The sequence below is a fragment of the Polaribacter reichenbachii genome, assembly GCF_001975665.1.
GTDB classification, from domain to species: domain Bacteria; phylum Bacteroidota; class Bacteroidia; order Flavobacteriales; family Flavobacteriaceae; genus Polaribacter; species Polaribacter reichenbachii.
The window spans coordinates 3,055,609-3,068,827 of record NZ_CP019419.1; the positions used below are offsets into that span (position 1 = coordinate 3,055,609).

Here is a 13,219-nt window from a genome sequence, read left to right on the forward strand (position 1 = left end):
GATAAAATTATCTATTTATTGTTTGTTTTCTATCTGGACCTACAGAAACTATTTTTACAGGAACTCCAGTTTCTTCTTCAATAAAAGAAATATAGTCCATTAAATTCTGTGGTAATTCATCAGCAGAAGTCATTTTTGTTAAATCATCTTCCCAACCTTTAAATTCAGTATAATTTACAGAAACATTTTCTGGTTCTATATTATAAGGTAAATGTGTAATTTCTTCTCCTTTGTAGTTGTAAGAAGTACAAACTTTAAGTGTATCAAATCCTGAAAGAACATCACCTTTCATCATCATTAATTGAGTTACACCATTTACATCTACAGCATATTTTAATGCTACTAAATCTAACCAACCACATCTTCTTGGTCTACCAGTTGTTGCACCAAATTCGTGCCCAACTTTAGCCATTGTTGCTCCATCTTCATCGAACAATTCTGTTGGGAAAGGTCCAGAACCAACTCTTGTTGTGTATGCTTTAAAAATACCAAAAACATCGCCAATTCTATTTGGTGCAACACCTAAACCTGTACAAGCACCTGCTGCTGTTGTGTTAGATGATGTAACAAAAGGATATGTACCAAAATCGATATCTAATAAAGATCCTTGAGCACCTTCTGCTAAAATGGTTTTTTTATCTTTTATTGCTTGGTTTAAAAATGCCTCGCTATCAATAAATTCTAAAGTTTTTAACTTATCGATACCTTTACAGAATTCCGCTTCTAATTCTTCTAAATTATATTCAATTTGAACATCAAAGAATTCTAACATTTTAATATGCTTTTCTGTTAAAGCATCGTATTTTTCTTTCCAGTTATCTAATTCTAAATCACCAACACGCATTCCGTTTCTACCAGTCTTGTCCATATAAGTTGGGCCAATTCCTTTTAAAGTAGAACCAATTTTTGCTTTACCTTTAGAAGTTTCTGAGGCAGCATCTAATAATCTGTGTGTAGGTAAAATTAAATGTGCTTTTCTAGAAATTAATAATTTAGAAGTATAATCTATATTATGTTTGTCTAGGTTTTCTAATTCTTTTTTAAAGATTACAGGATCTATTACAACACCATTACCCACCACATTTAAGGCAGTTTTATGAAAAATACCAGAAGGGATTGTGTGTAAAACGTGTTTGTATCCATCAAAAATTAAAGTATGTCCAGCATTTGGACCTCCTTGAAAACGTGCAATGATATCGTAGTTTGTGGTTAAAACATCTACAATTTTACCTTTTCCTTCATCTCCCCATTGCAATCCTAGTAATAAATCTACAGCCATTATATTTTTGTGTAATTATTTAGTTGTGTAATTGTTGTTATTTGTTGTTGAAAAACTGTTTATTTCTTTTTTGTTCCGTAAAAATATAGGGAATGATTATGAATATCAATCTCAAAAATATCTTCGATCGTTTTTTTGATTATTTGAATTCTTGGGTCGCAAAATTCTTTAACATCACCAGTATCAGTAAAAATTACATGATCATGGTTTTTATCAAAATAACTTTTTTCATAACGAGCCATAGATTGCCCATCAAATTGGTGTTTACGCACCAAACCACAATCTAACAACAAATCTATAGTGTTATATAATGTTGCTCTACTAACTCTATAGTTTTTGTTTTTCATTTTGATATATAAAGATTCTATATCAAAATGCTCTTCAGCATCGTATATTTCTTGAAGTATAGCATAGCGTTCAGGAGTTTTTCTGTGCTTATGCTCTTGTAAATAGGTGGTAAAAACTTTTTTAACTACGTCTTGATTTTCAAGAGAATTACTCATTATATTAACTTTTACAAAAAAACAAATTTACAGTTATTTCTTAATTAAAATGCATTTTTCTAAGAATGATATTTACATTCTATTAACACGTTCTACTTTTTTAACGCCTTCTACTTTTAAAATACGCTTAATTAAGTTGTTTAGTTGCGAACTATTTTTAACACTTAAAGATATTTTACCGTCAAAAATTCCTTCATCACCAGATATATTTATTCTTTGTAAGTTAACGCCTTTACTATTTGTTATAATTCGAGTTACGTTATTTACAATACCTGAATGGTCTACACCACTCATTTGTAAAACAGCTTTAAAATCTTGTTTTGTAGAGTCAATCCACTTGGCTAACATAATTCTGTAAGCGTAATTAGATTGCAAAGAAATGGCATTTGGACAGTTTTTTTTATGAACTTTAATACCATCATTTATGGTTAAAAATCCAAAAACTTGATCACCAGGAATTGGGTTACAACATTTAGAAAGTGTGTAATCTAATTTTTCTTCTTCTTTACCAAAAACTAAAGCATCGTATTTGTTAGTAACTTCTTCTGAGTGGTCTTTTATATCTTCATGAGATGGACTTCTTCTTAATTTTGTTTTAAAGAAATTAAGAATTGTACTATTTCTTTGATTAACAAAAGCTTTTAGTTGGGTATTGTCTAGAGCTCCATTACCAATTCTATAAAATAAATCGAAACTTGTTTTTAATTTAAAATAAACAACTAATTCGTTAATTGTTTTATCATTAAAAGCAATTTTTAAATGACGTAATTTTCTGGTTAAAATAGCTTTACCTTCTTCTGCAATTTGTTTTTCTTCGTCTTTTAAAGCAGTTCTAATTTTAGTTTTTGCTCTAGCAGTTATTACAAAGTCTAACCATCTTGCATTTGGTTTGTTTGTAGAACTTGTAATTACTTCAATTTGATCTCCACTTTTTAAAATATGACTTAATGGTACTAATTTACCATTTACTTTTGCTCCTCTACATTTTAAACCAATGTCTGTATGAATTGAAAAAGCAAAATCTAAGGCAGATGCATCTTTTGGTAAAGATTTTAAATCTCCTTTTGGTGTAAAAACATAAATTTCTTTGGCATATAAATTTAATTTAAAATCCTCTACAAAATCAACAGCATTCATATTGTGATTTTCTAAAGTCTCTTTTAATTTATTTAACCAGCCTTCTAAACCGCTTTCGTTTTTCTGATTTTGTTTGTATTTAAAGTGTGCTGCATAACCTTTTTCTGCAATTTCGTTCATTCTTTCAGAACGAATTTGTACTTCTACCCATTTTGCATCAGGACCAATAACTGTTATATGTAAGGCTTCGTAACCTGTAGATTTTGGCTGTGAAATCCAATCTCGTAGACGAGCAGGATTTGGTCTAAAATTATCTGTTACAATAGAATAGATTTTCCAAGCATCGTGTTTTTCATCCTCTGAAATTGGTTTAAATACAATTCTGATCGCATATTTATCAAAAACTTCATCGAAAGTAACATTTTGCTTGCGCATTTTTCTTCGGATAGAAAAAATAGATTTAAATCTTCCTTTTATTTCATAGGTAAAATTCTCTTTATCTAATCCGTTTTCTAAAGTTTTTGCAAAGCGATTTAAGTAGTTTTGTTGCTCTTCTTTACTTTCTTTAATTTTTGTGATTATACTATTATAAACCTCTGGTTCAGTGTATTTTAATCCTAAATCTTCTAATTCTTGCTTAATGTTATATAAACCTAATCTATGTGCTAAAGGCGCATAAATATAAATGGTTTCTGATGCAATTTTTACTTGTTTATGAGCAGGCATTGCATCCATAGTTTGCATATTGTGCAATCTGTCAGCTATTTTTATCAGAATAACTCTAACATCATCATGTAATGTTAAAAGCATTTTTCTGAAATTTTCTGCTTGTATAGAAGCGTCTTGCTCTTTGTTTAAACGAGAAATTTTTGTGAGTCCGTTTACAATTCTTGCAATTGTTTCTCCAAACAATTGCTCCATATCATTTAAGGTATAATCTGTATCTTCTACAACATCATGTAACAAAGCTGCAGCAATAGAAGTGGCACCCAAACCAATTTCCATAGCAACAATTTTTGCTACTGCAATTGGGTGGAAAATATATGGTTCGCCTGTTTTTCTACGCTGACTAGAATGTGCATCTACAGCAATTTCAAAGGCTTTTCTTATGAGTTCTTTATCTTCTTTAGATAACACCTCATAAGTACCTTTTAGCAAATCTTTGTATCGATTTGCTATTTCCTTATTTTCTTCTTCTGGTGTTGCGTTATACTCCATAAATTCGATTAAAGACTTCGTTTAAAACTTAAGTGAAGTTAGCAAATTAATTTTAACAGCCAAAGAATTACTTTTCTAAATTTAGAATTCTTTGCAACAAAGTTGGATGTGAATAATGCATAAAAACATAAGCAGGATGAGGCGTTAAATTACTTAAGCTATTTTTTGATAATTTTTTAAGTGATGTAATTAAAGGCAAACCTGCAAAGGTTTCTTTAGCATAATTATCTGCTTGATATTCGAATTTACGTGACATATAATTCATAAACAAACCTGTAATTTCTGATATTGGCGAATATAAAATTCCGAAAGCAATTAAACCAATATGAAAACTTGGTATTGACACACTTAATGCTTCTGATAATACAGATGAGTTTATAAAAAGTGATAAAATAAATAAAGTTAATCCTGTGAGTAGGATAGAAGAACCCAAATTAAAAATGATATGTTTTCTTTTGTAATGCCCAACTTCGTGCGCTAAAACAGCAACAATTTCATCTGTTTCTAAGTCGTTTATTAAAGTATCGAAAAGTGTAATTCTTTTTTGTGAACCAAATCCAGAAAAATAAGCGTTTGCTTTTGTAGATCTTTTAGAACCATCAATTACAAAGATATTATTAAGTGTAAAACCAACTTTTGCTGCGTATTTTTCTATGGCTGATTTTAATTCTCCGTCTTCTAAAGGCGTTTGTTTGTTAAATAAAGGAACAATCAATTTTGCATAAAACATATTCATAAACAAAGAAAAAACGGCAACTAAAATCCAAGCGTAAATCCAGAAATTTACTCCTGCAAATTGATAAAACCAAATGATAAGTGCTAAAATTCCTCCACCAATTATTGATGACATTAACCAACCTTTTAATTTATCTAACCAAAATGTTTTTTTTGTTGATTTGTTAAATCCAAATTTTTCTTCGATTACAAAAGTTTTGTAATATGAAAAAGGAGTTGTTAAAATATCTGAACCTAATAGTATAACCCCGAAGAAAATTAAAGCCACCAAAATTGGATGATTTGTATAACTTCTTGCAAAATCATCTACCAATTTAAAACCATCTGCAAAAAAGAATGCCAAAGTTAAAGTAATTGAAAATGTTGATGTTAAGTTAGAAAATTTCTCGTTTATTTTCTTGTAGGCTTGTGACTTTTTATATTCTTCTTCGTCATAAACATCTGCTAATTTTTCTGGTATTTTATCATCAAAATGTTTCGCATTTAAAGCGTCTAAAATTTTATCAATAATAAAACTGATGATTATAATTGAAATTAGAATATAAAATAGAGTAGTGGGTTGCATTAATCTTTTAAATTTTTATGCGCATACATTGCAGCACCAATAATACCTGCATTATTTCTAAATTCGGCTACATTTATTTCGACATCTGTTTCTAGAAATTCTTTAAATTGATCGTACTTTTTACTAATTCCACCACCTAAAATAATTAAACTTGGTGAGAAAACAATTCTGGTATATTCTAATAATTCATCAAAACGTAAAGCCCATTGTTTTAATGTTAAATCTTCTTTTTTTCTGATAGAATCTGCTGTATAAAATTCAATAATTTTTCCATTAGAATGCAACATTTTACCCAACTCTAAATTAGGAATTAAAGTTCCGTTATAAAACAAACCAGAGCCAATACCTGTACCAATTGTAATTACAATTGTAACACCTTTTTGGTCTTTTCCAGCTCCTAAACTTACTTCTGCTAGTCCTGCTAAATCAGCATCATTACTTACATAAAAAGGAAGTTTAGTCGCTTTTTTAAAGAGTTTATCAACCTTAACATTTAACCATTTTTCGCTTAAATTACCAGAATGAATACATTGCCCATCTACAATTGTTGTAGGAAAACTACAACCAACTGCTTTTTTCCAATTAAAATGTTCTACCATTTCTTTAACAACTTTTGCAACAGCTTCTGGAGTAGCAGGTTTTGGAGTATCGATTCTATGTCTTTCAGAAATTAATTCTCCTGTTTTAGTATCTACAATAGCAGCTTTTATTCCTGATCCTCCAATATCAAACCCTAATATTTTCATTTTTAATATTTTAAATTTATGATTTTTTATTCAGCGAATTTGCGAATATTACTTATCCTTCTAAAATATATTAAATTTTTAAAATTAAAGTAATAAAAAGCTGAATTGTTAGATTTTATTTAAACTTTCTTTGCCTTTTAGCTTCAAATATAACAATTGCTGCTGCAACTGAAACATTCATAGAATCGATTTTACCTTGCATTGGTATATTTATGTTTTGAGTAGCTTTTTCTCTCCAAATTTCTGATAATCCAGTTGCTTCTGTACCTACCACAATTGCCGAAGCTTTTGTATAATTTTCTTGATGATATTCGTTAGAATTCTGCAAGGTAGCAGCATAAATATCAATTTGATTATCTTGTAAATAACTTATAATTTCTTCGGATGTTCCTGTTGCAATTTGATTTGTAAATAAACAACCAACACTAGAGCGAATTATATTTGAGTTGTACAAATCGCTTTTTGGATCTGCAATAAAAACAGCATCAATATTAGCAGCATCTGCCGTTCTTAACAAAGCACCAATATTACCTGGTTTTTCTATACTTTCTGCAACTAAAATTAAAGGGTTTTTATTTTTGAATTCAATATTATCCAAAGAAAAATTTTTAGAATTAGTTACAGCTATAATACCTTCTGTAGAATCTCTATATGCTAATTTTTGATAAACTTCTTTTGATATTTTAATTCGATTAATATTCGAATTAAATAAAGTTAAAATTTCTTTTTCTGATATAATATCTTCATCAAAAAGAATGGTGTCAAAACTATAATTAGATTCGATTGCTAGTGTAATTTCGCGTTTTCCTTCAACGATAAATAAACCTTGTTTTTTACGTTCTCTAGATTTCTCTTGAAGTTTTATTAGGTTTTTAACATAAGAGTTTTGAATGCTGGTAATTTCTTTCATTAATGCAAATATACCCAATTGTAGTGTTGTTTTTGAGTTGTTATTTAAATTATGTATGTAATGATTTTAACTAAAAAACTTTCATTATGAAAAAAAATAAAATTACTTATTAATGTTAGTTTTTGTATTATTTTCAATTAGTTTAAGTACACAGAATGTTGATGGTCATAAATTTTATGAAACAGATAACAATGTTTCATTATATTATAAACAAACAGATTAGGAAGTTACTTTTTTGGGCAATTAATAAGCGATGTAAAATCTGTATATGTTAGAGTAAACAAGGTTAAAAGCCTTTATATAGAAGGTATAACAAGATCATAAATAGTAAATATAGGTTTTGTGAAATTTTGTAAAGCATAGAATGGAGGAGGAGTGGATTTAGATGATTATGCTAAATTGATAAGCTGGAAATTTTCTAGTTGGCAATGGTTCAAAAAAAAATAAATTACAACGCCTTCACTTTTGTAAATATACCTATAAGTAGGTATTGTTTGAAAGTAAATTTAATTTGATATTTGAAGTGTAGTAGCCAATCAAGTTTTGTTTTGCATAATTTAAGGAAGGTTGTTATGAAAGAAAAGTAAAATTTAATTTGTTTAGAAAAAAAGGCTCGCATATGCGAGCCTTTTTGATGTATGAAAGAATTGAATTACTATTCAGTTTTGTATTTATTAGAATAACGTTTCCATAGTTTTGTTTGATGAGATTCTAAACTAATATCTCTACCTTGTATATATGCTTTTGTTAGTTGGTTGCTTCTCATATCTAAAGCATCACCTTCAGAAATAAATAATGTAGCGTCTTTACCAACTTCTAAAGTACCTGTTGTATCATCTATACCTAAAACTTTAGCTGAGTTAGATGTTATTAATTGCAAAGCAACTTCTTTATCTAAACCGTGAGCAGAAAAAGTACCTGCATAAAAAGGAAGATTTCTAGTATTCATACGTTCCATTTGCCCTTCCATACCAATACTTACTATTACTCCTTTATCAGTTAAGGTTTTTGCAATGGTATACGTATAATCGTAAGCATCATCTTCTGAATTTGGATTTCTGTGTGGTCTATTCAAAACAACAGGAATGTTATTTTTAACTAACAAATCTGTTACACTTTCAGAACCTTCACCACGAACAATAACAATATTATTAATTCCAGATGCTTTTGCAATTGTTATAGCATCTGTAATTTCTCTTGCTCCACTAACGTGGATGAATAATTTTTGAGAACCATTAAAAAGACCTTCCATTGCTTGATATGGCAAATGCATTTTCTCTTTTTTACCAGCTAAATAAGTTTTAGCATCAGTAAAATAATCTTTAATTTTACTAGTGCTAGCAGCATATTTAGGATTAGGTTTTAATGCAGGATCTTCTCCTAGCCACCATCTACCACTTGTAAAACTACCAGGCCAATTCATATGAATTGCATCATCTACTTTAAGAGCAGCATCTTCCCAGTTCCAAGCATCTAATTGTACAATAGAAGAAGTACCAGAAATTGTACCACCTCTTGGTGTAATTTGTGCCATTAAAACTCCATTTGGTCTCATAGACTCAACAACTTTACTTTCGGCATTGTATGCAATTAAACTTCTAATATGCGGATTAGAAATACCAATTTCTCTTTGATCATCACTTGCTTTTACAGCATCAATTTCTACTAAACCTAAAGTTGAGTTTGCTGCTATAAAACCTGGGTAAACGTGTTTACCTTCTGCTTTTATAACTGTTCCTTGTCTTGCAATTTTCATCATTGCAGAACCTACAAAAGTAATTTTACCATCATTAAACATTATTAACGAGTTTTCAATTACTTTACCATTACCTAAATGTGCAGTTGCACCTTCTATAGAAATAGCTGTACTTTGATTATCTGCAGGTGTTTGTTGTGCGTTTACGTTTCCTAATACAAAGAAAAATAGTAAACTATATATTATTTTTTTCATCATTTCTAGTTTTTATGTTCTTCTAAAGTATCACAGTGAAAATCTCTATCACCTCTTTTCATTGGAGCCTTAGTTTGACCACCACTTGTTTTTTCTTTTAACATCATCTTAATTAAAATACTTTTTTCTTCTTTAATTGCTTCACGTTTTTTAGCATCTTCAGCTCTATCAAAGAATACTTTTCCGTCGATAATTGTTTTTTCTACTTTAGCGTAAATAGACATAGGATGATTGTTCCATAAAACAACATCAGCATCTTTACCTACTTTAATACTACCTACTTTATCATCTATATGTAATAATTTTGCAGGATTAATAGTAACTGTTTTCCAAGCTTCTAATTCAGACATTCCTCCATATTTAATGGTTTTAGCAGCTTCTTGATTTAAACGACGAGACATTTCTCTATCATCAGAATTTATAGCAACAGTAACACCAGCATTGTGCATAATTGCAGCATTGTAAGGTATTGCATCGTTAACTTCGTATTTATAAGCCCACCAATCAGAAAAAGTAGAACCACCAACTCCATGTTCTGCCATTTTATCAGCAACTTTATATCCTTCTAAAATGTGTGTAAAAGTGTTTATAGTAAAATCGAATTTGTCTGCAACTTTCATTAACATATTAATTTCTGATTGTACATAAGAATGGCAAGAAATAAAACGCTCTCCGTTTAAAATTTCGGCTAAAGTTTCCATTTCATCATCTTTTCTATAAGGTTTACCACTTTTCTTTAAAGCATCGTATTCTTTTGCTCTTGTAAAATAGTCGATAAACATTTGCTCAACACCCATTCTTGTTTGTGGAAAACGAGTACCATTTCTACTTCTAGATTGTTTTACGTTTTCACCCAAAGCAAATTTTATAAATTTAGGAGTATCCTCATAAATCATAGACTCTGCATTTTCTCCCCATTTTAGTTTGATGATTGCAGAACGACCACCAATAGGATTTGCAGAACCGTGTAAAATCTGAGCAGATGTTGTACCACCTGAAATATTTCTATAAATATTGATGTCTGTAGGATCTACAACATCTTCTATAGTAACTTCTGCTGATGAGTTTTGTGCACCTTCATTAATAGCAGATGCTGCAATATGAGAATGCTCATCTACAATACCAGCAGTTAAATGTTTACCTGTACCATCAATAACAGTTGCTTTACTAGATTTTAAGTTTTTACCAATTTTAGATATTTTACCATCAACTAATAAAACATCTGTATTTTCTAGAATTCCTTCAGCTTCACTGGTCCAAACAGTTGTGTTTTTAATTAAAAGTGTTTCTGATTTTGGTTGTGTAAAGTTTCCAAAACCAATATTAGGATAACTAACAGGCATTACTGTAACAGCCTCATGAGATTTCTTTTTCTTTTCACCTTTTTTCTTACTTTCTTTTATTACTTTTTTACTTGCAGACCAAGTAGTCTCATTTCCTTGAGTATCGTAAGCAGTACCTTGCATTACGTTAGATGGATTTACAATTTTACCCATCATTCTAGTGTAACCACTTTTTTCATTTAAGGTAATAGCAACCCAATCATCTTTAAAAGAAAACTTAGCGTTTACTTTTTCTTCTCCTATTTTAATAGTTCCAGACTGTTTAGCTCCTTTACCAGAAATGGTTAAATCGTAATTTTTATCATTAACAGAAAGCATATAAGTACCTGTAATGTCTTTGATATTCATATCATTAATTACATTTTTATCACCTTGTACCCAGTTTTCATACATTGTAGTTTTAGCGTCAAAAACATCACCAGAGGTAATTATAAAGTTTGCATAACTACCCCTTTTTAAATTTCCGATAGCAGAATTACCAATAATATTTGCAGGAATTGTAGTTAAAGCAGCTAAGGCTTTTTCTTTATCAAAACCATATTTAATTGCTTTTTGTAAATTTTTATGAAAAGATTTAACTGATTTTAATTTATGTGTAGTTAAAGCGAAATTTACTCCATTTTTAGCAAGTACACTTAAATTTGATGGCTCTTGATTCCATTTACGCATATCTTGTAAAGAAATTTGTTCTGCTAAAAGCGGATTAGAAACATCATAAGCAACACTAAAATTTATTGGAATAATAAAATTTGCATTAGTAGCTTTTATGTCTGCAACACGTTCGTATTCATCTCCAGAACCAACAATTGTATATTGTACAGAGAATTCATCTCCAACTTTATCTGCTCTTACAGCATCTAAATGGTTACCAGTTTCAAAGATTTGTACAAGATTCTTATTCTCATTAAAAGCTTCTAAAGCCAAATCTTTATTTTTCATATTACCTTTTGCATACCAATCTGCATCATTATAAACTTGGCGTAATAAAGCCATTGCACCCATTCTAGAACTAGGATACATTTGTTTAGATTTTGCACTTTTTTGAAAAGATAAATATTGTGCAGATTTAGTATCTAAAATTCTGTAAGCATTTGTGGAGTTAGGGTTTAAAGCAACCAGTAAACCATTTCCACGAACAATACCATCTTGTAAATGAGTGTTTACTACTCCAAAACCTGCATCAATAAATCCTTTTGCTTTTTTTGAATCGAATTTAAACTCATCTATAGGGTCTGTTTCTGGTCTAATATGGTCGTTCCAATAATAACCTTCTCTTTCAGAAGCATATTGTGCAGTACCAAATCTACCTCTTTGTCTTTTTGGAGCTTTTATTCCGAAATCAGAATAAATATCAATAAAAGAAGGATAAATTGTTTTGCCTTCTAAATCTGTTGTTTGTGTGCCATTTGGAATTTTAACAGACTTACCAACAGCAACTACTTTACCATCTTTAATTAATAAAGTACCTTTTTTTATAACTTCTGTAGGAGTTACATAAATGGTTGCATTGGTAAATGCATAAGTTGTGTTTTCGGTTGTTTTTACTCCAGCATCTGTTGGGAAGTAATCTTGTGCCTGTATGACCGAAAGCGACAAGAAAAAGAGTAAGGATAATAGTTTTTTCATGTGTGTTAAATTATTTGAATTAACTATAAATTTATTGATAAGCATTTTGTAAAATGTTAAAGGATACTATTTTTAACAAATTTTTAAGAAAAGGTTAAGACGTCAAGAAGTGTATGTTTTTTTAATTCAGCTTTTTAGCAAAGAAATTGTTATTGAGGAGAACTGATTTTTTGATAATTAATATCCATATTAAAAGGATTAAATACAATTAAAATTTTAATTATTTTTATCAAAAAATACAACTATACTTTATTAGAGTCTTCAAAATAAGAGATTAATAAATCTACCACATAATTATAAGAAGCTACACCTTTGGCTTGTTTATTTGCTTTTAAATAAGCATTATAACCTTTTTTAACAAGTGGCTCAAAAGGATTTTTATAGGCTTGCCAAAACAAATAACTATAGTTAAAATCTTTGGCAATACCTTTATGTACAGTTTGCCAAAGTTCTTTGGATAAATCAGGATTTCGTTTTCTAATTTCTGAAATACAGTATCCAAAAGCCATTCTATAACTAGCATATTTAAAGTAAATATCGTCATTATAATTAGCGGCTAAAAAACCAACAAAATTAGCTTCATTTTCTGCAGCAAAACCAATTTGATGCGCCATTTCATGACAAGTTGTGGTTGGGTAACTCGATTTCGGAATTTTATCATTTAATTGAGCTTCTCCAGTTAACGGATTTAGATAACCAGAAGTACCATTATAAGTTTGCAGTAAACTCATAGATGAACTTTTTACTGATGAAAATTGATATTTTAACTGCGGAAAATCTTTTGCTAAATTATCATATCCAGAAACTGCCATTTTATATATTTCTTGTGGTTGATAAGGATTATTAACTTTTAAAGTATCGTTTTTTGTAATTTTAAATTGATAATAATTAAGTTTCTCAATAATATGTTTGGTAACTTTTGTAAGTTGATCTGTAGTATATTTTTGCTGCTGATAATTTAAGTTTTTTGCCAAAGGTTCTCTGTAATAATTTAATCCCCAGAAAAGATAAAAACAAAAATAAATTACGGATAAAACTGCAATAAAATGAACTATTTTAGGAACAAAATTTTTAAACTTTGTTTTGATCAATAAAAATAAAAAGCGTAGTAAAATAAAGAGTGCAAATGCAATTAGTAAATCACCAACAGAAAAAGGAATCCAACCCAAAAGTATTCTAAAAAATGATGAAATGTATGGGTAAAATCCGTTTGAATAATAACTTTCTATAAAAGCAGGATTTTTGCCTGCAATTTGCATCAAAAGC

General features: G+C 29.4%; 9 protein-coding genes. All 9 read right to left on the reverse strand.

The annotated features are described in order from the left end of the window. Positions 1-7: 7 nt before the first annotated feature. The 9 genes from BW723_RS13020 to BW723_RS13060 all read right to left on the reverse strand — a co-directional run bounded on the left by BW723_RS13020 (position 8) and on the right by BW723_RS13060 (position 13,212). A complete protein-coding gene (locus BW723_RS13020; RefSeq protein WP_068360265.1) occupies positions 8-1,279 on the reverse strand; it encodes an adenylosuccinate synthase in 1,272 nt (423 codons plus the stop codon). Between the two features lie 59 nt (positions 1,280-1,338). After that, entirely contained in the window at positions 1,339-1,782 is a 444-nt protein-coding gene (locus BW723_RS13025; protein WP_068360262.1) for a Fur family transcriptional regulator, read from the reverse strand. Between the two features lie 72 nt (positions 1,783-1,854). Further along, the gene (locus BW723_RS13030; RefSeq protein ID WP_068360259.1) at positions 1,855-4,077 is read right to left on the reverse strand and encodes a RelA/SpoT family protein; all 2,223 of its coding nucleotides are present in this window, start codon (positions 4,075-4,077) and stop codon (positions 1,855-1,857) included. Positions 4,078-4,144: 67 nt separating this feature from the next. Then, complete coding sequence (locus BW723_RS13035; RefSeq protein WP_068360256.1) at positions 4,145-5,377, reverse strand: M48 family metallopeptidase; 1,233 nt, start codon at positions 5,375-5,377, stop codon at positions 4,145-4,147. Next, entirely contained in the window at positions 5,377-6,123 is a 747-nt protein-coding gene (gene ppgK / locus BW723_RS13040) for a polyphosphate--glucose phosphotransferase (protein ID WP_068360252.1), read from the reverse strand. The genes BW723_RS13035 and ppgK overlap by 1 nt, the downstream gene beginning before the upstream one ends. A 115-nt stretch (positions 6,124-6,238) precedes the next feature. Next, a complete protein-coding gene (locus BW723_RS13045) occupies positions 6,239-7,033 on the reverse strand; it encodes a TrmH family RNA methyltransferase (protein ID WP_068360249.1) in 795 nt (264 codons plus the stop codon). Positions 7,034-7,688: 655 nt separating this feature from the next. Continuing rightward, the gene (locus tag BW723_RS13050; protein WP_068360659.1) at positions 7,689-8,984 is read right to left on the reverse strand and encodes an amidohydrolase family protein; all 1,296 of its coding nucleotides are present in this window, start codon (positions 8,982-8,984) and stop codon (positions 7,689-7,691) included. 5 nt (positions 8,985-8,989) lie between these two features. Beyond that, complete coding sequence (locus tag BW723_RS13055; protein WP_175335410.1) at positions 8,990-11,953, reverse strand: amidohydrolase family protein; 2,964 nt, start codon at positions 11,951-11,953, stop codon at positions 8,990-8,992. A 242-nt stretch (positions 11,954-12,195) separates the two neighbouring features. Next, positions 12,196-13,212, reverse strand: coding sequence for a DUF3810 domain-containing protein (locus tag BW723_RS13060; protein WP_226789166.1), 1,017 nt, complete (start codon positions 13,210-13,212; stop codon positions 12,196-12,198). Positions 13,213-13,219: the final 7 nt, after the last annotated feature.